Source organism: Paenibacillus sp. PK3_47, assembly GCF_023520895.1.
Taxonomy (GTDB): Bacteria; Bacillota; Bacilli; order Paenibacillales; family Paenibacillaceae; genus Paenibacillus_AQ.
Genome location: NZ_CP026029.1, coordinates 5,520,967 through 5,543,035 on the forward strand (window position 1 = coordinate 5,520,967; position 22,069 = coordinate 5,543,035).

General features: G+C 50.7%; 19 protein-coding genes and 1 other annotated feature. Of the genes, 12 read left to right on the plus strand and 7 right to left on the minus strand.

Features of this window, described 5'->3' with window-relative positions; translation table 11 throughout:
- Positions 1-69: 69 nt before the first annotated feature.
- Positions 70-597: a type 1 glutamine amidotransferase domain-containing protein gene (locus tag C2I18_RS23975; RefSeq protein WP_249898229.1), complete on the minus strand. Its 528-nt coding sequence runs from the start codon at positions 595-597 to the stop codon at positions 70-72.
- A gap of 266 nt (positions 598-863) precedes the next feature.
- Between C2I18_RS23975 and C2I18_RS23980 the strand changes: the two genes are divergently transcribed.
- The 3 genes from C2I18_RS23980 (at position 864) to C2I18_RS23990 (ending at position 3,293) form a co-directional block, all read left to right on the plus strand.
- Positions 864-1,256, plus strand: coding sequence for a hypothetical protein (locus C2I18_RS23980; protein ID WP_249898230.1), 393 nt, complete (start codon positions 864-866; stop codon positions 1,254-1,256).
- Between the two features lie 273 nt (positions 1,257-1,529).
- Positions 1,530-2,540, plus strand: a complete 1,011-nt coding sequence (gene ccpA, locus C2I18_RS23985; protein ID WP_249898231.1) for a catabolite control protein A — start codon at positions 1,530-1,532, stop codon at positions 2,538-2,540.
- 57 nt (positions 2,541-2,597) lie between these two features.
- A complete protein-coding gene (locus C2I18_RS23990; RefSeq protein ID WP_249898232.1) occupies positions 2,598-3,293 on the plus strand; it encodes a 5'-methylthioadenosine/adenosylhomocysteine nucleosidase in 696 nt (231 codons plus the stop codon).
- A 12-nt stretch (positions 3,294-3,305) separates the two neighbouring features.
- Here the strand turns inward: C2I18_RS23990 and C2I18_RS23995 are convergent, their stop codons facing one another.
- Positions 3,306-3,938, minus strand: a complete 633-nt coding sequence (locus C2I18_RS23995) for a GNAT family N-acetyltransferase (protein ID WP_249898233.1) — start codon at positions 3,936-3,938, stop codon at positions 3,306-3,308.
- Positions 3,939-4,170: 232 nt separating this feature from the next.
- Here C2I18_RS23995 and acsA point away from each other — a divergent pair, with 232 nt between their 5' ends.
- The gene (gene acsA, locus C2I18_RS24000; RefSeq protein WP_481857956.1) at positions 4,171-5,844 is read left to right on the plus strand and encodes an acetate--CoA ligase; all 1,674 of its coding nucleotides are present in this window, start codon (positions 4,171-4,173) and stop codon (positions 5,842-5,844) included.
- 97 nt (positions 5,845-5,941) lie between these two features.
- Here acsA and C2I18_RS24005 read toward each other — a convergent pair whose 3' ends face one another.
- On the minus strand, positions 5,942-8,866 hold the full coding sequence (locus C2I18_RS24005; protein ID WP_249898235.1) for a transglycosylase domain-containing protein: 2,925 nt from the start codon (positions 8,864-8,866) through the stop codon (positions 5,942-5,944).
- 137 nt (positions 8,867-9,003) lie between these two features.
- Positions 9,004-9,262, plus strand: a binding site (T-box leader).
- Between the two features lie 59 nt (positions 9,263-9,321).
- Between C2I18_RS24005 and tyrS the strand changes: the two genes are divergently transcribed.
- On the plus strand, positions 9,322-10,578 hold the full coding sequence (gene tyrS / locus C2I18_RS24010; protein WP_249898236.1) for a tyrosine--tRNA ligase: 1,257 nt from the start codon (positions 9,322-9,324) through the stop codon (positions 10,576-10,578).
- A 433-nt stretch (positions 10,579-11,011) separates the two neighbouring features.
- On the opposite strand, the gene rpsD is transcribed toward tyrS, so the two are convergent.
- Positions 11,012-11,611, minus strand: coding sequence for a 30S ribosomal protein S4 (gene rpsD, locus C2I18_RS24015; RefSeq protein ID WP_249898237.1), 600 nt, complete (start codon positions 11,609-11,611; stop codon positions 11,012-11,014).
- Positions 11,612-12,001: 390 nt separating this feature from the next.
- Here rpsD and C2I18_RS24020 point away from each other — a divergent pair, with 390 nt between their 5' ends.
- The 5 genes from C2I18_RS24020 (at position 12,002) to C2I18_RS24040 (ending at position 17,309) form a co-directional block, all read left to right on the plus strand.
- Positions 12,002-14,002 (plus strand): sensor domain-containing diguanylate cyclase, encoded by a 2,001-nt coding sequence (locus tag C2I18_RS24020; protein WP_249898238.1) that lies wholly within the window; start codon positions 12,002-12,004, stop codon positions 14,000-14,002.
- Between the two features lie 414 nt (positions 14,003-14,416).
- Positions 14,417-15,286, plus strand: a complete 870-nt coding sequence (locus tag C2I18_RS24025; RefSeq protein WP_249898239.1) for a hypothetical protein — start codon at positions 14,417-14,419, stop codon at positions 15,284-15,286.
- A 96-nt stretch (positions 15,287-15,382) separates the two neighbouring features.
- Positions 15,383-16,498 carry an aminopeptidase gene (locus C2I18_RS24030; protein ID WP_249898240.1) on the plus strand — a complete coding sequence of 372 codons (1,116 nt, stop codon included), beginning with the start codon at positions 15,383-15,385 and terminating at the stop codon, positions 16,496-16,498.
- Positions 16,499-16,612: 114 nt separating this feature from the next.
- On the plus strand, positions 16,613-16,858 hold the full coding sequence (locus C2I18_RS24035; protein WP_249898241.1) for an HPr family phosphocarrier protein: 246 nt from the start codon (positions 16,613-16,615) through the stop codon (positions 16,856-16,858).
- A gap of 148 nt (positions 16,859-17,006) precedes the next feature.
- On the plus strand, positions 17,007-17,309 hold the full coding sequence (locus tag C2I18_RS24040; protein WP_249898242.1) for an Fpa/YlaN family protein: 303 nt from the start codon (positions 17,007-17,009) through the stop codon (positions 17,307-17,309).
- An 89-nt stretch (positions 17,310-17,398) separates the two neighbouring features.
- Here C2I18_RS24040 and cax read toward each other — a convergent pair whose 3' ends face one another.
- Positions 17,399-18,469, minus strand: a complete 1,071-nt coding sequence (gene cax, locus C2I18_RS24045) for a calcium/proton exchanger (protein WP_249898243.1) — start codon at positions 18,467-18,469, stop codon at positions 17,399-17,401.
- A gap of 153 nt (positions 18,470-18,622) precedes the next feature.
- Here cax and C2I18_RS24050 point away from each other — a divergent pair, with 153 nt between their 5' ends.
- Positions 18,623-18,988 (plus strand): Asp23/Gls24 family envelope stress response protein, encoded by a 366-nt coding sequence (locus C2I18_RS24050; RefSeq protein WP_019911482.1) that lies wholly within the window; start codon positions 18,623-18,625, stop codon positions 18,986-18,988.
- 85 nt (positions 18,989-19,073) lie between these two features.
- On the opposite strand, the gene ftsW is transcribed toward C2I18_RS24050, so the two are convergent.
- A complete protein-coding gene (ftsW, locus tag C2I18_RS24055; protein ID WP_249898244.1) occupies positions 19,074-20,315 on the minus strand; it encodes a putative lipid II flippase FtsW in 1,242 nt (413 codons plus the stop codon).
- Positions 20,312-20,659 carry a YugN family protein gene (locus C2I18_RS24060; RefSeq protein WP_249898245.1) on the minus strand — a complete coding sequence of 116 codons (348 nt, stop codon included), beginning with the start codon at positions 20,657-20,659 and terminating at the stop codon, positions 20,312-20,314. Before C2I18_RS24060 ends, ftsW begins: the two co-directional genes overlap by 4 nt.
- A gap of 238 nt (positions 20,660-20,897) precedes the next feature.
- Here C2I18_RS24060 and C2I18_RS24065 point away from each other — a divergent pair, with 238 nt between their 5' ends.
- Complete coding sequence (locus C2I18_RS24065) at positions 20,898-22,067, plus strand: M20 family metallopeptidase (protein WP_249898246.1); 1,170 nt, start codon at positions 20,898-20,900, stop codon at positions 22,065-22,067.
- Positions 22,068-22,069: the final 2 nt, after the last annotated feature.

A 22,069-nucleotide genomic window follows, 5' to 3' on the forward strand; every position in this document is an offset into this window, starting at 1 on the left:
ATAAAACAAAGCAGCCCTGCTCCGCACCTTTCGGTGAAGCAGGGCTGCTTATTTTACAATGACCTAAACTTATTCCCCGGCCAGCGCATCGCAGAACGCCTTGCCGTATGGCGGCAGGTCAGGCGGGCGGCGGGCGGAAATAATGTGGCCGTCTGTAACGACGGGTTCATCTTTCCAGATGGCCCCGGCATTCTCCATATCATCACGGATGCCCGGGGTGGAGGTGACGGTTACGCCGTCCAGAATTTTGGCGGAGATCAGCACCCAGCCGGCGTGGCAAATTTGGCCGATCGGCTTCTTGGCCGCGTTGAAATCCTGTACCAGCTTCAGCACGGCGCTGTAGCGGCGGATTTTGTCAGGAGCCCAGCCGCCCGGTACCAGAATACCGTCATAATCGGCAGCACTAAGGTCGTCCCAGGAATACTCTGCTTCAGCAGGTACGCCGTATTTGCCGACATAGGTTTTACCTTTTTCCAGGCCTGCCAGGTGAACCTCTGCGCCTTCTTCCCTTACCCGGTATACGGGATACCAGAGCTCCAGATCTTCGAATTCATCGTCAACCAGCGCTATTACTTTCTTTCCGGTCAGTCTCATCATGTACAGCTCCCTTCCCAGACGTAATGCATATCCAGTTCATTCTATCAAATTTGAAGTTTGAAGTCACATATCGCTATGCAAAGATTAGAGTAATTTCCAAATAAATCATTATATGCAAATGAGAAGGTTTTTGAAGGCAGGGGGGCGAATATAGCTATTAAAAGCGAAGTCCCGTGTACAAAAAAACTGAACCTGAGGTGTGGGAGATGAACATAGATCATTTAATGAAGAAGACCTGCAGCTGTGGCGGTGTCATGACTATACATATGCATACCCTGATATACAGCGCAAGAGTCAAAATTACGGATGTCCCGGTATATACCTGCGGCAGCTGCGGACGTTATGAACCGCTTTTGATGATCAAGCGTGACTTAGGCCTTTTGATCGGAGAACTGGCCGGGTTGCCAGAGAGAAGGCATCTTTCTTTTGCCGACCGCAATGAATGGGCCGCCCTGCTCAAGGAAACTTTTGCCTCCGCAATGTTCATGGGCGGAATGACCGAATTGGAGGAAGCGATCCGCAGCGGAATAGAGGGAAGAATTGATCTTCTGCTGGATGTATACCGTGTTGCCGCAGAGCTTGCTGACTATGATTGGATGGAAGAAACAGGAATCAGGCTGTCACAATTGACCCAGCATTCCACAGAAAGCGCTAAATGAAAACTTTTTCTGCAAAAATGATGAAAAACTTTCACGAAAGTTGGATTTTTCACGCGCTTTTTGTTACCATAGGAGTATGTTAGATTAATTGCTGTAATTCAGCCTGAAATTGAGGCCCGAGTTACTAGATTTTCCCTATATGATACGCAGCGCGCACTTTCTGAAAGAAATTTGAAAGGAAAATGAAGCGTTATCATTGCACAATTGTACAAAGTGTCGTATCATAATTTTAATTAGTCGAACGATAAAATTTATCGCAATGGAGAGAGTAATTTGACGGTAACCATTTACGATGTAGCTCGGGAAGCAGGCGTATCTATGGCTACGGTATCACGGGTTGTGAACAATAACCCCAATGTGAAACCGCAGACCCGGAAGAAGGTTTTTGAAGCGATTGAGCGTTTGGGCTATCGTCCGAATGCCGTGGCGAGAGGTCTCGCCAGTAAGAAAACAACAACCGTAGGGGTTGTAATTCCCGATATCTCCAACTCGATTTTTGCTGAAATTGCACGCGGAATTGAAGATATCGCCAATATGTATCATTACAATATTATTTTGTGTAATGCGGACAAACGCAAAGAAAAGGAAATCCGTGTCATCAACACTTTGCTTGAGAAGCAGGTGGACGGGCTGCTCTTCATGGGCGGAACCGTAACCGACGAACACATTCAGGCATTCCAGACTTCTGCAGTTCCTATCGTTCTTTGCGCAACCCGCGATGAGAAGGGAACCTACCCGTCGGTTGATATCGACCACGAGACTGCAGCCTTTGATGCCGTGAATACGCTTATCCGCCACGGTCACCGCGAAATCGCCATGATCAGCGGTACGCTGCAGGATCCTGCGAACGGCTATGCCCGTTTCCAAGGCTACAAGAAAGCGCTGGAAGCAGCCGGTATCGAGTACCAGGAAGATCTGGTGCGCATCGGTAATTACCGTTACGAATCCGGTGTCGAAGCCATGAAATACTTCCTCGGTCTCAAGAAGAAGCCGACGGCAGTATTTGCTGCAACCGATGAAATGGCGATTGGTGCCATTCACAGCATCCAGGATGAAGGCCTCAAAGTACCGGATGATTTCTCGATCATCAGTGTCGACAATATCCGAATGGCATCGATGGTCCGTCCTCTGCTGACTACTGTAGCCCAGCCGATGTATGATTTGGGTGCGGTAGCGATGAGACTTTTGACCAAGCTGATGAAGAAGGAGACGGTAGAGAATCCGCGGGTTATTTTGCCGCATGAGACGATTCTCCGCTTGTCTGTAAATCACGTGAACAAATAATTCAATAGAAGTACGCAGAAAGCTCCTTCGGGAGCTTTTTACGTTGGGAGGATAGCTATGAGTGAAGTGACCGGAATCATTGGAGCGATGGATGAGGAGATTAAGCTGCTCCTTGAGCATATGGAGAATAGAAGTGAGACAGTAAAAGCAGGGATTAGGTACTACGAAGGTGTAATTATGGGCAAGTCTGTAGTTCTCTGTAAATCCGGGGTAGGCAAAGTTAATGCAGCGGTTACTACCCAGATTCTGCTGGATGCGTTCGGGGTATCCCGGGTTCTGTTCACAGGAGTGGCAGGTGCTGTTCATCCGGAGCTTAACATTGGAGATATCGTGATTTCCTCCCGCTGTATCCAGCATGATATGGACGCTACTGCGCTGGGATATTCAAGAGGCGTTATCCCTTATCAGGAGGTTTCCACTTTTACGGCGGATTCTGGACTGGTTAGGCTTGCGGAACAAGCCTGCAAGGAATTGAAGCAAAAATATGTAACCGGTATCGTGCTCTCGGGAGATCAGTTTATTGCAAGCAGAGAGGCGGTCAGAGATCTTCGGGAGGAGCTGAACGGAGCCTGTGCCGAGATGGAGGGGGCCGCAGTCGCGCAGGTATGTTATATGAACGAGGCTCCGTTTGTCATTATCCGCTCGATGTCAGACAAGGCTGACGGTTCGGCACATGTGAACTACCGTGATTTCACTGCAGCAGCTGCCGAGCGCTCCCATTCGATCCTGGAATACATGCTTCAGGCGCTGTAGCAAGGAAATCTTTTAATACATAAAACGCTGTCTGAAACGTACTCTGTCAAAAGTCTCCTGTGAAGACACTGGCACTTCCCGTCCGATCCGGACCATAAGGCAGTTGGCTGGATGTGAGCATATTTCCGGATCATCCGTAGCGTACCATACCATATCTGCGGTTTTCATCAGCTTCTCCATCATTTTCCGGTAAGCCCATACATCAAGTCCGCTGCCTTTGAGGTCCCAGTGCCAATAATATTCTGTCGTAAAAACAATACAATTCTCCAGCTGTTCCTCCTCAAAAGCAGTTGAAATCAGAAGTTTGCCCAGGCCGCTCCCCCTATAGCTATCGGCGACTTCAATGGCCCCGAGCTCAATAAGATCCTCCATCCCCCCCTGTGACCACAGCTCCAGCTCATCCGGGTAGTGGAACGTAACATAACCTACGATTTGCCCGTTATCAGCAGCGGCAATGATCCGCCCCTCAGGCAATCCCGCAATTTCTATGAGCGCTTCATGCTGTTCCCGCGGCTTACGGAAGGCATCCAGCTTTGGATGCATGTCCAGTCCTTTCAGAACCTCTGGTGTTAACGGCCCGCTGACGGTGATGACTCTATCATTATGTAAAAGCGTATGGGAGACGGGGATTTTGCGGTGTTCCATAAATGGGCTCCTTTCTATCTGAAAACCATAATATCCGCTGACTAAAATATGGAATGTAACCGCTTCCTGTGATATACTGTTTCCGACATAAAACATTCACAATTGCGATATTGACAGCACCTTGTATGAGAAAAGATCCACCCTTAAAGCTTAAATCAAACAAGTAGGGGAGGCAAGTGCAATGGGGCAAGTCCACAGCGAAATTATACCGGGACGTGTGCAGCAGGCGAATATGAAGGATTATTCCCGGTCAGTCAGCGAATTCCGGTGGGAGGATGTTGAAAAAGAATTTACGTGGTACAGCACCGGAAAGGTGAATATGGCTCATGAAGCCGTGGACCGCCATGTACAGGAAGGCCGGGGAGGGGCAACAGCCCTAATCTACAGCGATCTGGTAAGAGAGGAACGGTATACCTTCGCGGATTTGCAGGAGCGGTCGAACCGGTTCGGCAATGTACTGCGCAAATACGGTGTCGGCAAAGGAGACCGTGTGTTTATTTTTATGCCGCGGAGCCCTGAGCTGTATTTCAGCCTGTTGGGGATTCTCAAGATCGGAGCTGTAGCAGGGCCGCTATTTGAGGCGTTTATGGAGACGGCGGTCAAGGACCGGCTGGAGGACAGCGGAGCCGTGGCACTTGTGACAACGCCGGAGCTTCTGCACAGGGTGAAGCGTGAAGAGCTCCCGGAGCTGCGCCATATCATTATTGTGGGCGGTGAGCCGGATGAGGAACAGGGACTGCTCAGTTTTGAAAAAGAGACTGCAGCCGCTTCCGCAGAGCTGGAGCCGGAATGGCTGACACTTACGGACGGTCTCATCATGCACTATACCTCAGGTTCAACAGGTAAACCTAAAGGCGTCTATCATGTTCAAAAGGCAATGATTCAGCATTATTATACAGGCAAAATTGTACTGGATTTACGGCCGGATGATATCTACTGGTGCACTGCAGATCCGGGCTGGGTGACAGGTACATCTTACGGGATTTTTGCACCTTGGCTGAACGGTGTAACCAATATTATCAGGGGAGGACGCTTTAGTCCGCAGGACTGGTATAAAACGATAGAACGTTACGGCGTTACGGTCTGGTACAGCGCCCCTACGGCTTTCCGCATGCTGATGGGAGCCGGGGAGGGCAGCCTGCAGGGCATCGACCTAAGCAGCCTGCGCCATGTGCTCTCTGTAGGAGAGCCGCTGAATCCTGAAGTAGTGCGCTGGGGTGACAAATTTTATCAGCAGCGGATTCATGATACATGGTGGATGACAGAGACCGGTGCCCAGCTGATCTGCAATTATCCGGGGATGGACATCAAGCCGGGCTCCATGGGCCGTCCGCTTCCGGGAATAGAAGCGGCCATTTTGGATGACCGGGGCAATATACTGCCGCCGTATGCAATGGGCAATCTGGCGATACGGACGCCCTGGCCCTCCATGATGGGAGCCATTTGGAACAACAAGGCCAAATTCGACGAGTATTTCCGTATACCCGGCTGGTACATCTCCGGAGATTCAGCCTACATGGATGAGGATGGGTACTTCTGGTTCCAGGGGCGGATTGATGACGTGATTAATTCTTCCGGGGAGAGGATCGGGCCTTTTGAAGTGGAGAGCAAGCTGGTGGAACATCCTGCCGTCGCTGAGGCAGGGGTAATCGGCAAACCCGATGTGCTCAGGGGAGAGATCATCAAAGCTTTTATTTCCCTGCGGGAAGGTTATTCTGCTACGCCGGAGCTGAAGGATGAAATCGCCGCATTTGTCAAAGCAGGCTTGTCAGCCCATGCCGCACCGCGTGAGATCGAATTCAGGGATAAGCTGCCCAAGACACGGTCAGGCAAAATTATGCGCCGGGTACTTAAGGCCTGGGAGCTCCACCTGCCGGCAGGAGATTTATCAACGATTGAGGACTAACGAAATGAATATCTGTTACAGCATAAAAACACCGTTCCCTGAATTCTCAAGGGAACGGTGTTTGTGTGTACTGCTAAAGAGCAGGGGAGCGTACCAGCTACTGTGCGTTTTGTGCATTGGCCTCAGTATTGGCTTCACCGGCATTGTTACTGCTGCCGCTGCCCAAAGGAACCTCTGCATTAGCCGGCGGCTCAATGATGATCATTCCGGGATCTTCTGCATTTTCCGGAGGAGCTTCCCCTTCCGGCGTCGCCTCTGCACCCGGCATTACTTCCGGTTCAGGCGTTGCCTCAGGGGCCGCGGCAACGGATCCGCCAGCCACACTGGTGGAAGATGTCTCATTACCGGCAACGTCCACTGCAGTTACGTAGAAAATGGCACTCAAGCTGCTAGGAGTTCCTGGTGAGAATACGGTTCTATCCCCGACTGAAATGGTAGCCTGCTTCTTGAAAGGGCCTCCGTTGATGGAACGGTATAACCTGTAGCCTACAACATCCGGTGAACCGCTTGGTTCAAAGTCAACCACAGCTTTGCCGGAACTGTAGGATACCGTCACTCCGCGCGGAGCAGAAGGCGATGAACCGTCATCAACCCGCGGATCAACCTCGGTCGGGAAATCGGTTTTGGCATCGGACGGCATATAATACTGCAAGGATTCATGTTCTTTCATTCCCTTGAACGCTTCGCGCAATTCCTTTACGAGATCCTGGATCGGCTTTTCACGTTTGACAACGATCTTCTCTCTGAGGAAATCGTCGGGCGTGCCCTCCAGCGGAATATAGTTGACACCGTTATAGGAAATGAACTTGGCTCTGGAGATTCCGTCATCGCTGTCTGTAGGCACAAATTCAGCATTAAATATGTCTGTAGTGAATTTGTCCGTTAAATCCGTGGGCAGCTTGCCGCTGTACGCGGATACGGTCTTCTTTACGATGCCTTCAGGCTGGGCGAATTCCTTGGTCACGAACAGCTCAGGCTGCCTGTCGATGACGGCGTTCATTACCTTCGCCCACAAAGTCTGGGCCTGGCGCTTCTGGGTGTCGCCCTGAAGGGTATTAATCTGTTCTTTGTAACCTACCCAGATGCCAAGTGTGACATCCGGAGAATATCCCATGAACCACACGTCTCCGTAGTTTTGCGTGGAGCCCGTTTTGCCGACAACCGGCACATCATCAAAATGTTCATACTCTTTTTTGACTGTAGATGCCGTACCTTCCGTAATGACAGTGCGCAGCATATCTGTCATCAGGTAGGCGGTTTGTTCAGAAAATACCTGTTCTGGCTCAGCTTTGTGCTGATAAATAATTTTGCCCTGCGAATCGACGATCTTCTCGATCATATAAGCATCGTTAAAAGCACCCTGGTTTCCGATTGAAGAATAAGCATTAGTCAATTCCTCAACAGAGACGCCATAGCGCAGTCCGCCGATAACCCCGGTCTGTGCGTTATAATCATCCTCCTGGAGCGTAGTAATCCCCAGCTTCTTGGAGAAGGTCCAGGCGTTCTCGATGCCGACCTTCTCGATAAAGAGCTTGAGGGCAGGGAGATTTAATGATTTGTTAAGCGCATAACGGGCTGTGACCAGACCCTGATAACGGTTGTTGGCATTCTTCGGAATATGAAAGCCTTTGGAGCCGTCCTTCAGAATCACCGGAGCATCATCAAGAATGCCGGCAGGCTGAATCAGTCCGGCGTCAAGCGCCGGCAGATAGGCTGCGATGGGCTTCATGGTGGAGCCGGGCTGGCGGACCATCTGGGTAGCATAGTTCATCTGCTCAATATTAAAGTCACGGCCTTCGATCATACCGAGGATGGCACCAGTTTTGTTATCAATCATCATGCCGGCCGTTTGTTCCTTGCCCCGGGACTCACTGTCTGCAGTGAAGTTCTCGCTGTTCTCGGATACGCTGTGCATGGCACTGTACACTTTTTTGTCGATTGTAGTATATACACGGTATCCGCCGGTCATAAGCTGCTGCCGGGATTCCTCCAGCAGTGCGGTATCGCTTGCAGCATCCGCCGTGTTACCGTCTGTACCGTTTGCCGCTTCATTGAGCGACAAAAGAATCTCCGCTGCCTTGCGCTCGGTTTCCAGCATCAAATAAGGATACGTGGCATAAGCCTTCTTCGTATGCGGTGCCAGGGAGCCTTTGATATCAAAGAGGAGTGCTTCATCATATTGGGAGGTAGTGATCTTGTTCTCTTCCAGCATGCGGCGGAGCACGAGCTTCTGACGTTCAACCGCCCGGTTGAATGCCGTCTCATTGAATTCGCCTACTCCGTTAAATGCGGAATATCTGGAAGGCAGCTGCGGAAGTCCGGCCAAATAAGCCGCTTGGGCCACATTCAGCTTATCCAGATCATCCAGGCCAAAAATTCCCTTGGCCGCTGCTTTGATCCCGAACACATTATAACCGTTGGAGCCGTTACCGAAGGGTACCTTATTAAGATAGGCTGTGAGGATTTCCTGCTTGGATAAAAAACGCTCCAGCCGCAGTGACAGCAGTATTTCCTTCACCTTACGGTCTTCCGTGCGGTCAAGGTTCAAAAATACGCGTCTGGCCAGCTGCTGGGTCAGGGTGCTTCCCCCTGTCTGAACCGATTCGTTAAGCAGCTTCTGCTTAACAGCACGCAGGGTGCCTGTAATGTCAATCCCCTTATGCTCATAGAAATTATTGTCCTCTATAGCGAGAACGGCATCAATGACAAGCTGCGGTATATCATTAAATTCAATAAGCCTGCGGTCTTCTTCCGTCCGCAGCTGACCGATCGGCTGGCCGTCACGGAAATAAGCAAACCCGGTGATGGCGTTCTGGCTGACCTGCTGCTGAATCAATTCCTGGGAGCGCACAGGATCGTCTTTCACTATGGAAGTGACATATCCTGCGACGGCACCGCCGGCAAACAGAATGCCCAGAATACCGAGTATAAACATCCATTTTACGACAGATCCGAATCTGCGGAGCCAGGATCTGCGCGCCGGACGCTGTTTTGCGTTCTTCTTTTTATTCTCTTCAACCATCGACGATAATCCTCCTTTTAACGGAACTATTATAGCACAATTTGCCGATTTTGAATGCGCTTCTACCCAAAGTGGCTTTTTGAATGTAGTTGACTTGGGAAATCGCTGTATGTTATAAAATTACTCAATTGGATATTATAAATGCATAGAAGGACATCAGTAGAAGGGAAGCCAGGTGTTTCAGAGAGCCGGTGGGTGGTGTGAACCGGCAGCAGGCCCCTTTGAATTACAGTCTGGAGCAGTCCGGAGGAAATGCAGGCATACTGAGTGCCTGTCCAGTAGTCCGGAACCGGGGCATACCCGTTATCGAAATGAAGTGAAAGATCCCCGATTGTTCTGCAGATGCAAGGGATCTTTAATTAGGGTGGTACCGCGAGTCTTTTGCTCGTCCCTTGGGGATGAGCAGAGGGCTTTTTTTGCGTTGTCAAAATAACAGGTATACAGGAGGCGTATTTATGAAATGGGAGGCTTTGAACTCTGCACAGCAGCAGGAGGTGGAGAGGCAGCTGGACGTATTTTCACGTGGAGCAGCAGAGATTGTACCTGCGGAGGAACTGAGAAACAAGCTTATCAAATTCGTGGCGGCCGGCATTCCGCTCAAAATTAAGCTGGGACTTGATCCGTCCGCACCGGACGTCCATATCGGACACACCGTTGTATTGCATAAGCTCCGCCAGTTTCAGGAGTCCGGTCATCAGGTGCAGCTGATTATCGGAGATTTTACCGGGCGGATAGGAGACCCTACAGGAAAATCAGAGACACGCAGGCAGCTTAGTGAAGAGGATGTGCAGCGGAATGCCGCCACTTACAGGGGGCAGGTTTACAAAATTCTGGATCCTGAAAAAACACAGCTGCTCTGCAATTCGGATTGGCTGAGTCCGATGACTTTTGCGGAGGTGGTCAATCTGGCGGCAAAGGTAACAGTGGCGCGGATGCTGGAGCGCGAAGATTTTACCAAACGTTTTCAGAACGGCCAGGCCATTAGTGTGCATGAATTTTTCTACCCGCTGATGCAGGGAATGGATTCCGTGGTCAATGAAAGTGATATTGAAATTGGCGGAACGGATCAAAAGTTCAATATTCTAATGGGCCGTACGCTGCAAAAGGAACAGGGAAGCGAGCCGCAGGCCGTAATTTTAATGCCGCTGCTGGAAGGGCTGGATGGCGTGAGAAAAATGAGCAAAAGTCTGGGGAACTATATCGGAGTTGATGAAGAGCCTGCCGAAATGTACGGTAAAACGATGTCCCTGCCGGATGAACTGATGCTGAGATACTACGAGATGGTTACAGATCTCAGCAATGAGGAACTGAGTGACTTAAAAGCTGCAGTGTCTTCAGGTTTAGCTCATCCCAGGGATGTGAAAATGCGCCTCGCCTATACACTTGTCCGTATGTACCACGGGATAGAGGCTGCAGAAGCCGCCGCTCAGCAGAATTTCATAACGGTATTTCAGCAGCGTGCTCTGCCGCAGGAGGCTGCGATTTTTAGCGTCAAGGCCGGAGAACTTGAACAAGGCAGGGTTAAGCTTGTGAGACGGCTCACTATGGTTGGCTTCGCAGATTCCAATAGTGAGGCAAGACGGAGCATCCGGCAGGGGGCTGTGAAGCTTAACGGGGTGAAGCTGGAAGACGTGAACGGGGAGATTGTCCCGCAGGAAGGAGATATCCTTCAGGCCGGCAAGCGGAATTTTATCAAATTAAGCTTGATGTAACCCTTATACCTCTCAATCCGCCCTTTTGCCCGCTTAAGACGGATAGCATGCCATTGCACTCGAAAAACCGAGTACAATGGGCCTGTGTAAAGGGAAGGCGTGCCAATGTACTCGAAAAACCGAGTACATTGGGCCTGTGTAAAGGGAAAGGGGGCCATTGTACTCGAAAAACCGAGTACAATGGGCCTGTGTGAAGGAAAGGCGTGCCATTGTACTCGAAAAACCAAGTACAATGGGTCAGAGTAAAGGGAAATCGGGCCATTATACTCGAAAAACCGAGTACAATGGGCCAGCATAAAGGGAAATCGGGCCATTGTACATGAACGTTCGTTTCCCGTAATATCCGCTGACCAAGCCACTGACAAATGGCATTAAACAAAAAAAGCCACCGGAAAATCCGGTGGCTTTGATCGAATCCGCTGTTCGCGAAATCTTAACGGTTGTAGAACTCGACGATTTGTTTCTCGTCGATATCTTGGGACAGCTCAGCACGTTCTGGCAGACGGATGTATTTACCTTCGAAAGATCCGTCAGCAGATTCCAGGTAACCTGGAAGGTGGGAACGGTTGTCCAGAGCTTCTTTGATGGAAGTCATGGAACGGCTTCTTTCGCGCAGGCCGATAACGTCGCCGATGCTTACACGGTAGGAAGCGATGTCGACTTTTTTGCCGTTAACGGTTACGTGTCCGTGAGCTACCAACTGACGTGCGCCTGCACGGGAGTTAGCAAAGCCAAGACGGTAAACCAGGTTGTCCAGGCGGCTTTCAAGCAGGAACATGAAGTTTTCGCCCGCGATACCTTGCATTTTTTGAGCTTTGGAGAACAATGTGCGGAATTGTTTCTCGCCCAGGCCGTACATGTGACGCAGTTTTTGTTTTTCCAAAAGCTGCATTCCGTAGTTACTTACTTTTCTGCGTTGGTTAGCGCCGTGTTGTCCTGGAGGGAAAGGGCGTTTCAGGTCTTTGCCTGTACCGCTAAGGGAAATGCCCAGACGGCGGCTGAGTTTGAATTTAGGTCCGGTGTAACGTGCCATGTTATAGTAGACTCCTTTATAATTGAAATTTCATGGTAGGGCCTATTTGTGCCGCAATCGTATCCGTGAAAGCGTGTATTGGTTTCACTCTGCCGGGGAAGTTCAGCCGCTGCCCTGGCAGTAACGAGATGCGTGAGGGTGACACAACGTTACGCCCAAGTAAGACTTCTTATCAGTCTTGTTCAACAATAAATATTATATGAAAATGATAGGTAAAGTCAAGGGCAACTTTAAAGAGATTTTGTCACTCTTTGTCGTTAGTTCTTTGGTCCTAAAAAAAATCCCTCTGTTCAGGAAAATATAATGCATTAAAGGAGGAAAGGGAGTAAAATGTAGCTAATTATATGTAGTCGGAAAGTTTTTAACTCGAGTAGTAAAGGGGAACCTCTTATGTCAGATCAGGAAGCATGTGGTCGTAAAGACAGTCGCATGCTGCTAAAGGAGAACATGCAGTCCGGTGGCGTGATAAGCGACCCCGCAGCATGGCTTAGGGAAACGGATCTTGTGTCCCATGATTTCCCTTACGTAGCCCAATTGATTGCAGAAAGCTATGATGAATGGCGCAGACTTTCTGTCCCCCCCTTCGCGGAATCCTGGGACTGGGGTGTTTTGAATTTTGAAGGCAAATGGATTGAATCTATATATAACGGCAGTAACGGGGAGAGCAGCTGGAAAATGCAATGGGCAGAGGCTTCCGGACTAAGCCTGCTCTCCCGTGAAGTCTGCACCGCGCGTGAACAGGTGAACGGGGAAACGGTAATGCTTCTAACACTGCCGGTATTTACAAGAGGCCAGGGAGAAATCTTTGCCCTGCTCGGCTGCGCGATGACCGCTGAACAATATGATCAGGGAGGACGGTATACGGCCGAAGCGATGGCTATGCATTACCAGACCTGTTTTTACCACAGATTTGAGCATCTGTTTGTGTCTGATCTGGCCGGAGTGCACCAGCATGCCGAGCGGGAGAGCAGCAGGCGTTCCCTGCTGTTCCAGATTGTCCAGCGGATGCATGACAACATAGATGTGGATGCTGTGCTTACTGAAGTGATTGAGAGCATCTCGGCTATGTATCCGGCAGCACGGCTTGAGCTTTTTATGTCACAGGATCACCGCAGCACCCACCCCAAGGTCAAGCCGCTGCCGCTGCGCTGGAAGAAGGATGACGTACGCGGAAGGGCTTTTAAGGAAGGGACCCTTGCCCTTGATTTCGGGGGGGAGAGCTGCTCCCATGTTGAAATCGGGCTTCCGCTCGGAGGAAAGCAGGGGGTATACGGTGTTTTTCATATGGTAATGGACAAGCCCGCGTTTACTGAAGTGGACCAGCGGTTTCTGGGTATGGTTGCAGATACGGCGGGGACAGCTTTTGAGAATGCCAAGCTCTATGAACGTTCCAACCAGCTGATCCGTGAGCTGCGCATGAGCAATGAGCTGACCCAGCGGCTGAATCAGAGCCTGCGGCTCGGCGATATTTTTCAATATGCGTTTGAAGAGTTGCTGGAGATGTTTGCCGCCGACTACTGCTGCATCCTGCATATGAATGAAGAGAAGGGCGGACTTGAGGCTATCGCCTGCAATTACCACCCTCTGCGGAATGAAATGATCTCAACGGGGGACGGCATCGGCGGCAAAGTCTACAGTACAGGCGAACCGGTCATTCTGTCGGACTATTCGGCAGCAGGGGGGCCACCCTCCAGGCTAATGGATGCGACCTCCTCACAGTCAATGATTGCCACACCGCTGAATGTGGGCGGGGAAGTGCGCGGGGCGATTATACTTACGCACAGGGAAGCCCATTATTTCTCCTATGACAGCTTCAGGCTGCTGCAGGCAATGGCAGGGCATATCGGACTTGCCGTAGGCAATGCCAGACTGCATGCAGAGGTGCGGTATCTGGCCAACCGTGACAGCCTGACAGGGCTGTATGCGCGTCATTACCTTGATGAAGAGATTAAGGAAAGACAGACCAAGGACTTCTGCGGCTCGCTGATTGTGGTAGACATTGATCAGTTCAAGCTGGTCAACGACACCTACGGCCACCAGAAAGGCGACAAAATCCTGAAGCAGGTCAGCGAGATTGTAAAAACCTCGATCCGCCAGGGGGATATCGCTGCAAGATGGGGCGGCGAAGAGCTCGCGGTGTATCTGCCCCAGCTTGGAGTGCAGCAGGCTGTTTTTGTAGCTGAACGGATCCGCAAGCGGGTGATGGGGGAGACGGAACCCCGGGTTACCGTATCCTGCGGGATCGCGGAATGGAGCTGGACGGATGACCGTGTGAGCGTGGAATCCCTCTTTTACCGGGCCGATATGGCGCTCTATGAAGCGAAGAACAACGGCCGCAACCAGGTCGTCATTGACAAAAGAACAGATAATGCGAAGAATCCTTTGGCTTAGGCCGGAAGGGTTCTTTTTTTACTTTGAGATATATTAAAGGAATAATACTGAAACGACGGGTTAGATGCTCGCCTTCGCATAGCCGTCTCTTTTTCAGGATTAGTGGAATTTCTCCTTCTAATACTCGATAAAAAGCTGAGAATACGATGGCAGCAGGAAAAACTCCACTTAAATCTGTCCATTTCCTCTCCAGAGGCAGAATTACCCGGAAACAGACGGAGAATTTCCAACTAATTAACGTGAAGTACTAAAAAAGCTGAAATCAGGTGGAGAAATTCCAACTAAGCTTAGGAGCGTACCACCATACACAATTTATATAAAAATTCCGTTTCCGTATAACCTCTGCCCGCCGGGTAACCCTATAAGGGATGGTCACTTTAGAAAATATACTCGGAACGGGAAGGCCTGAATGCCATGAAAAAATCTGTATTCCTCCGCAAGGCGGCAGGAGCTGTTGTCCTGATAGTATGCTGCTTGTATACCGGGGGCTGCGGGGTCACCGGGAACAAGCCGGCTGATGAAGACCTGAGCCTTGTGCTGGCCGGGATGGACGGCAGTGATCATGTATCTTTTGAAGGGGCGGCAGGCCTCTTGATCGGCGGCAGGACAGTCGCGGAATCGGCACTATACTATGGAGGCAAAATTGAAGATCACAACAAGGTAAGCCTGCATACTTTATTGCCGGACAGCCAAGAACAGCCGAAGACAGCAGGGACCGCGGACATACAGCATTTTGAACAGAGCCATCCTGCAGCACCGTCCTATTACACACGCCTGGAAAAAAAAGACGGGGCATGGGCCATGCTGTCATCCGCACCTGAGGAGATGGAGAGCAATCCGCTGCCTGCATTGAATCCCCTGGGCCAGCTTGAAGAATTGGAGGCCAGGAAGAACCAGGTGACAGAGGAAAGCGGTGCGGCCAGAGGCACCAAAACACTGCGCATAGAGCTGACTCCGGCAGAAGCCAGAGCGCAGCTTACTGATGAGCTGGAAAGCCGGATGCAGGCGATCCGCCCCGCAGATGCCGGCTTGAAGACACAGGAAGGTGAAAGTCAGCCGCCGGAGGTGACAAAGGCACTGAACGGCTTATGGGAGCAGAAGAACACGGAACTGCTGCAAAAGCTGGAGCAGGCCGACATCCGGTCCGTCTATTACCTGAAGGTGGACACGAGATATAACCGGCCCAAAAGGCTGACTTGGACCCGGACGGTGAGCTACCCCGGTGCACAGGAAGCCGATGAGGAGACCTATGTGACCAAAGTGGATTTTTACGGCTACCGGTAAAAAAACGCCAGCAGGGGAGAAAACCTTGCGCTCTCTAGAGGGCGTGCTACAATATAACGGTATGTTTATTTTAAGCATGAGGAAGGAAGAGAGAATATGAAGGACCCAAGAATCCAGAAGCTGGCGGAAAACCTTGTCGGTTATTCCGTTAATGTGCAGCCGGGCGAGAACGTGCTCGTCGAAATGATCGGCAGCGAAAGAGATTTAATCAAAGCGGTTGTAGAGGAAGTCGGCAAGGCCGGAGGACGTGCATTCGTGCAGCTCACCGACCGTACGGTTCTGCGCAGCATGCTCAAATATGCCACTCCTGAGAGCCTGACCACATGGGCGGAAATCGACCTGAACCGGATGAAGCAGATGGACTGCTATATCGGCATCCGTGCCGGGGAGAATGTCAACGATCTGGCTGATGTGCCGGAAGAGAACATGAAGCTCTACAATTCCCTTTATTCGCATCCGGTACATAGTGAACAGCGCGTAAAGCATACGAAATGGGTGGTGCTGCGCTATCCGAATGCAAGTATGGCCCAGCTGGCCAATACGACAACAGAAGCGTTTGAAGACTTTTACTTCGAGGTCTGCAATCTGGATTACGCCAAAATGGACAGAGCCCAGGATGCACTCGCTGATCTTATGCGCAGAACGGATAAGGTCCGCATTTCAGGTCCGGGAACCGAGCTGTCCTTCTCCATTAAAGGAATCGGTGCCGAGAAATGCTCCGGCCAAAAAAATATTCCGGACGGCGAAGTATACAGTGCTCCGGTCCGCGATTCCGTAAACGGTACAATCAGCTACAATGCAGCGACACTGTATAACGGAATAACCTTCGAGAACGTGAAGTTCAAATTCGAGAACGGCAAAATTGTGGAAGCGACCAGCAATGACACCGCACGCCTGAACGAGATTCTGGATTCCGACGACGGTGCGCGCCACATCGGGGAATTTGCAATCGGCTTTAACCCGTATATCCTGCATCCGATGAAGGACATCCTGTTCGACGAGAAAATTGCCGGGAGCCTGCACTTTACTCCGGGACAGGCATATGATGTTACAGACAACGGCAACCGCTCCTCGATCCACTGGGATCTGGTGCTGATCCAGCGTCCGGAATACGGCGGCGGAGAGATTTATTTTGATGATGTACTGATCCGTAAGGACGGAATCTTTGTTCTGCCGGAACTTGAAGGTCTGAATCCGGAAAATCTGAAATAAATTTTAAGGAGTTTTGCATTTTAAGAAAACGACTTGCACGAGTAAGCGGATTCAAGGTATCATGTAATTGTTTATATAAGACTTATGTTCATATCAAGTTGCGGAGGGATTCTTATGTCCAGTAACAATGCGGCAATCGTCGATATTGCCCAAACAGCAGGCCGGTTCAATTCATCAATCGTTCTTCAGGCGGACAACAAGTACATTGATGTTAAGAGTATCCTTGGATTGTTCACTACACTGGTTTCCAGCCAAAGCTACGAGCTTCATGTTCACGGCACGGATGCTGAAGAAGCCAAGAAGGCAATGAGCGAAGTATTTTCCAAACACGGCTTGAATTTTACAGTTGTTGCAGAGTAATACTAATATCCGGAAGACGTCCTGCCACTGACGGCAGGGCGTTTTTAATATATTAAAAACTGCATTCTTGTATTGGTTACCGATTTCGACTAATATTAAATAAAATAGCATTAGCAGCAGTAACTTTTGGACATGGGGGGGAAATTGCATGACTTCATCGGATTTGCAGGAACAGCTTAACCAAAAAGCGATCACTCTTCTACAAGAAGATGCCGATAAAATTCAGAAGCTCATCGAAGTACAGATGGAGAACCTGGCGACTCGTTACTGCCCTCTCTATGAGGAAGTGCTCGATACCCAGATGTACGGCTTCTCCAGAGAAGTCGATTTTGCAGTCAGAGCGGGACTCGTTCCGGAAACCACCGGCAAGACGGTGCTGAGCGAGCTGGAACGCAATTTGGCTGTACTCTATGAAGCTCTGAACAAGAAAGCGGAAGAGCGCGAGATGTAAACGGCAAGTCTCATCCATTCATAAAAACGCACATAAGGACCATTTGGTCTCTCATGTGCGTTTTTTTTAAGTCCGCGATCACCGATTGATTAGACGAGGAAAAAGGAGACACCCAAAATCAAATATACGGCGAGCAGTAAAAGTCCCTCGTACCAGTTGGTCTGTCCGTCCTGTATGATCGATTTGGCAATGAATACTGAAACAGCTATAGCGACGATTTCAATAATTGTAAAGACGATATCCATCGTGTTGCCCATAAAGTAGCTGGCAAAAATCAGTACCGGGGCGACAAACAGTGCGATCTGCAGACTGCTTCCTACCGCAATTTCTACGGCTGCGCCGATCTTGTTCTTCATAGCCAGCATGATTGCAGCGCTGTGTTCAGCAGCGTTACCGATGATCGCTACCAGGAAGGCGCCGACAAACAGTTCGCTGAATCCGAAGCGTTCGGTCAGTGTTTCCAGCGTGCCGACCAGCCACTCACTGACAAAGGCGACCATAACTGTGGCCAGAATCAGATACAGAATCGATTTGTTCCGGGACCAGACGGGAGGATGTTCATTAGGCAGTTCCTCGGCGTTGTCATCCGTGACATCGGCCAGGTATTTTTTGTGTGTAATCATGGAGAAGATCAGCCAGGCTATGTAGGAGGCTATCAGCAGTCCTGCAACGACTAGACTCAATACTTCTGTGTCCTGCTCCGTAATGGAATGGGTGTTGAAGAACATTGCCGGTACAAAAAGAGCGATCACGGCAACAATCATCAGTGAACCGTTCAGCCCGGCGAGTGTCACGTTGAAGTTCTGAACCTTGAATTTCAGGCCGCCGGCAAAAATACTCAGACCGAGGACGAGCAGCAGATTGCCGATAATGGAGCCGGTGAGGCTGGCTTTGACCATGTCGAACAGCCCTTCCTTCACCAGGAAGAAGGCGATAATCAGCTCCGCTGCATTGCCGAAGGTGGCATTAAGAAAGCCGCCCAGTCTCTGGCCGGCATAGTGGGCTACACTCTCTGTCGCCCGGCCGAGAAAACCGGCTACAAAGATGACGGCGACAGCCGACAGCACGAATTGAAGCGTGTGGTCCCAGGCTGCATAGTGGGCGATAGCGCTAAGCAGAAAAGTGGTGACCAGAAGCGCTGGAGAAATCCATTTTTTCATGACAGGAACACTCCAATCTATATGTAAGGTTAAATTCATATCTCAATATACCCAATTCCATGCGGAGTGTAAACGGAATTGAGATAAAGTCATTTGCTTTTTAGCCTGTTTTCGAATTACAATAATTGATAATGAGTGTAGGGGGGATATGGCATGGCAGAACAACTTCAACTTGAAATGGGAAATATACGGATATCGAATGACGTCGTCTCCAAGATTGCCGGATTGGCAGCCCTGGAGACTCCGGGTATTGCAGCCATGTCAGGCGGCTTGTCAGAAGGCTGGGCGAAGCGCCTAAGCGGCAAGAACGTGCAGAAGGGCGTTACCGTTGAAGTGGGACAGCTGGAAGCTGCAGTGGATTTGCGGATTATCGTTCTTTATGAGACCCCGATCCACGAGGTGTGCCGGATGCTTCAGCAGAATGTACGCGAGGCTGTGGAGAGCATGACAGGCCTTCACATTGTAGAAGTGAATGTCAAAGTGGAAGGCGTTGCCTTCAAGAATGACGAGATTTCCTAAGCGCTGAGACGCTGCGGGAACAAATGCGGAAAAAGGCAGTCCGGGAACATTATCCGGACTGCCTTTTTCAAATTAAATATCCCTATTAGCGGGTACGGCGTCTTACAGTCGTTACTGACTTTGTCACTTCCTCTTTGGCAGGCTTGCCGGTCTCTCTGGAAATGCTGAGCATGATGCCCATACACAGCATGGTTACCAGGAGGGAAGAGCCGCCATAGCTGATGAACGGCAGTGTAACGCCTGTTAACGGGATGGTTTTGGTAACCCCGCCGATATTGACGAAGGCCTGAATGGCGATCAGCCCCATAATCCCTATGCCGACCAGGGTGCCGAAAGGATCGGTACACCGCAGTGCGATCAGAATGCCCCGCCAAATAAAATACAGATACAGCAGCAAAAAGATAGAGGTTCCTATAAAGCCGAATTCTTCACCGATCACGGCAAAGATAAAGTCTGTATACGGATAAGGCAGGTAATGCAGCTTCTGCACGCTTTGACCAAAGCCGGAGCCGCCTGTTCCTCCTTCACCCAGGGCAGTCAGTGACTGGACAATGTTGTACCCGTCACCCTGGGCATCTTCAAACGGATCCAGAAAGGCTGATATACGGCCTTTACGGTAATCCTCCTGGACAACGACTTCCCCGGCAGATGGTGACAGGGAGTCAATGGCTGTCTTGGCTCCCAGGACAATGCCGACACCCAGAACAAGCAGCGCAATTGAAGCCAGAATATGCTTCATGCTGGCACCGCCCGCATAAATGACAAGCCCGCTTGTCGCTACCAGGATGAGGCAGGAGCCGAGATCCGGCTGCATCATGATCAGTCCGGCTACAATTCCGACAATAACCATCACCGGTATGTATCCTGTCCGCAAATCTCTCAGCCGTTCGCCTTTTTTGGTAATCAGGGCAGCCAGATAGAGGATGATCGAGATTTTGGCCAGCTCGGTAGGCTGAATCCCCAGCTTACCGATGCTCAGCCAGCTTCGTGCACCGTTAATCCGCTCTGCAGAAGCTACGATCAGCAGAAGTATCAAAGTAAGGAGAAAGATCGGCGCATACCATTTCTTGAATTTGCTGTAATGAATATTCATTACGGTGAACATCACAAAGGTTCCCAGGGCGACCCAGATTACCTGTTTCTTCACAAAATATAAGGGATCATTTCCAAACTTTTCGTTGGCAAGCGTCAGGCTGGAGCTGGAACTGAACACCATCACCAGTCCGAAGCCGACAAGCAGCAAAGTAAGGATCAGCAGCTGGAAATCGGGCGTTCCTCTTTTGGGCAGGCTGACTTTTTTGGTTGTCTTTCCCTTCGCGGCACTCAAGCTTCCAGCAGTTCCTTCAGTTCAAGTATATGCCTCTTGGCAGTATCCAGCACAGGCTGAGGTACCGGGGATTCATACTCCAGGCCGTGAGGAAAGGTAGCTTTGCCGAGGTATACCGCTTCAATTGCAAGGATGGAATCCGGCTTCTCCAGCTTGCCCTCTACAGCGCGCGTGTTGACCCGCAGAAAATACTCTCCGCCGTTCTGCCTGTCTTCGATTTTGCAGTCGTAAGTGGCGCGGTAATATTCCCATTGCCAGCGGATGAATCCTGCTTTGGCCGCGCTCTCGTCCAGATAGAGAAGGTCGCTTTTCAAGCCTACAAGGCCGGTGTTCTCAAAAATCATAGCGCACATATCCCCCTTATCAAATGGAATGATTGTTTAATGATCAGAATTATTGATGTTCTCCCTCATGATAGTATGTTTCCATGGGTTGTGCAAGGTAAGCCGGGCCTATGAATACCCACTTTTTTGCGTTTCTGCTACAATGGAAGAAATATAGCTCTTTGCGGCCGGGACCGGAATAAATGCAGGACCTGCTGGCCTGGCCGGAGCGGGTTATGGGAGAAGGGAATGGACAATTATGGAGAAGCTATCATTTGAACAGCTGCTTCCGGAAATGGTGAAGTGGCGCCGCCATCTGCACCGTCATCCGGAGCTGTCTTACCAGGAGAAAGAGACATCGGCCTTTGTGGCGGGGAAGCTGGCGGAATTCGGGATCGAAGTGGTCAGAAGCAGCACCGGTTACGGACTGACCGGAATTCTTAAGGGCAGTCAGCCGGGCAAAACAGTGGTTTTGCGTGCCGACATGGACGCACTGGCCATTACGGAAGAAAATGAACACGAGTATGCTTCACAGAACAAAGGCGTTATGCACGCCTGCGGACATGACGGTCACACGGCGATGCTGCTCGCGGCAGCTTCATACTACAGCAGCCGGCGGGATGAGCTGAACGGTGAGCTGCGCTTCCTGTTCCAGCCTGCCGAGGAGATCTGTCCCGGCGGAGCACAGGGAATGATTGCCGAAGGCGTGCTGGAAGGAGCAGATGCCGTATACGGCCTGCATCTGTGGACTCCGATGCCGGTGGGTACAGTCGGAAGCGCTCCGGGCCCGCTGATGGCTTCTGCCGATGAATTCTTTATCGACATTATCGGTAAAGGCGGGCATGGGGGCATGCCTCACCGGACGGTTGACAGTATCGTGGCGGGGGCAGCGCTGGTAACCCAGCTTCAGAGCATTGTCAGCCGGTCCGTTGATCCGCTGCGGCCTGCTGTGGTCAGCATCGGCACGATTCAGGGCGGAACCGCGCAGAATATTATTGCCGACCGCTGCCGGATTACGGGGACAGTCCGGTCCTTTGACGAAGAGACCCGTTATCTGATCAGAGGCAGAATCGAAGAGATGACTGCCTCGGTAACCGCAGCTTACGGCGCCGAGTTCAAGCTGGATTATCTGATGGGCTATCCGCCGCTTGTGAACCATGAAGAGGAGTTTATGCGCTTTTTCCGGACAGCCCCGGAGGCGCTTGGACCGCAAGCGAGTGTAATTATGATGGAGAAGCTGATGCCGGCGGAGGATTTCTCTTATTATGTCAGAGAAATTCCGGGCTGCTTCATCTTTGTGGGCGCCGGCAATCCCGATAAGGATGCGGTATATCCGCATCACCACAGCCGGTTTGACTTTGATGAAGACGCCCTGCTTCATGGAGTGAAGCTGCTGGCAGCCATGGCGGATTCCTGCCTGAATGAATAAAA

Excerpts from the sequence above, each read along its gene's own strand:
- tyrS (WP_249898236.1), top strand. The coding sequence starts at position 9,322 with ATGAAATGGGAGGCTTTGAACTCTGCACAGCAGCAGGAGGTGGAGAGG.
- C2I18_RS24025 (WP_249898239.1), top strand. The coding sequence starts at position 14,417 with ATGAAAAAATCTGTATTCCTCCGCAAGGCGGCAGGAGCTGTTGTCCTG.
- C2I18_RS23980 (WP_249898230.1), top strand. The coding sequence starts at position 864 with ATGCATACCCTGATATACAGCGCAAGAGTCAAAATTACGGATGTCCCG.
- C2I18_RS24020 (WP_249898238.1), top strand. The coding sequence starts at position 12,002 with ATGTCAGATCAGGAAGCATGTGGTCGTAAAGACAGTCGCATGCTGCTA.
- C2I18_RS24065 (WP_249898246.1), top strand. The coding sequence starts at position 20,898 with ATGGAGAAGCTATCATTTGAACAGCTGCTTCCGGAAATGGTGAAGTGG.
- C2I18_RS23990 (WP_249898232.1), top strand. The coding sequence starts at position 2,598 with ATGAGTGAAGTGACCGGAATCATTGGAGCGATGGATGAGGAGATTAAG.
- C2I18_RS24035 (WP_249898241.1), top strand. The coding sequence starts at position 16,613 with ATGTCCAGTAACAATGCGGCAATCGTCGATATTGCCCAAACAGCAGGC.
- C2I18_RS24050 (WP_019911482.1), top strand. The coding sequence starts at position 18,623 with ATGGCAGAACAACTTCAACTTGAAATGGGAAATATACGGATATCGAAT.
- C2I18_RS24040 (WP_249898242.1), top strand. The coding sequence starts at position 17,007 with ATGACTTCATCGGATTTGCAGGAACAGCTTAACCAAAAAGCGATCACT.
- cax (WP_249898243.1), bottom strand. The coding sequence starts at position 18,469 with ATGAAAAAATGGATTTCTCCAGCGCTTCTGGTCACCACTTTTCTGCTT.
- C2I18_RS24030 (WP_249898240.1), top strand. The coding sequence starts at position 15,383 with ATGAAGGACCCAAGAATCCAGAAGCTGGCGGAAAACCTTGTCGGTTAT.
- rpsD (WP_249898237.1), bottom strand. The coding sequence starts at position 11,611 with ATGGCACGTTACACCGGACCTAAATTCAAACTCAGCCGCCGTCTGGGC.
- C2I18_RS23995 (WP_249898233.1), bottom strand. The coding sequence starts at position 3,938 with ATGGAACACCGCAAAATCCCCGTCTCCCATACGCTTTTACATAATGAT.
- acsA (WP_481857956.1), top strand. The coding sequence starts at position 4,171 with ATGAAGGATTATTCCCGGTCAGTCAGCGAATTCCGGTGGGAGGATGTT.
- C2I18_RS24005 (WP_249898235.1), bottom strand. The coding sequence starts at position 8,866 with ATGGTTGAAGAGAATAAAAAGAAGAACGCAAAACAGCGTCCGGCGCGC.
- C2I18_RS23975 (WP_249898229.1), bottom strand. The coding sequence starts at position 597 with ATGATGAGACTGACCGGAAAGAAAGTAATAGCGCTGGTTGACGATGAA.
- C2I18_RS24060 (WP_249898245.1), bottom strand. The coding sequence starts at position 20,659 with ATGATTTTTGAGAACACCGGCCTTGTAGGCTTGAAAAGCGACCTTCTC.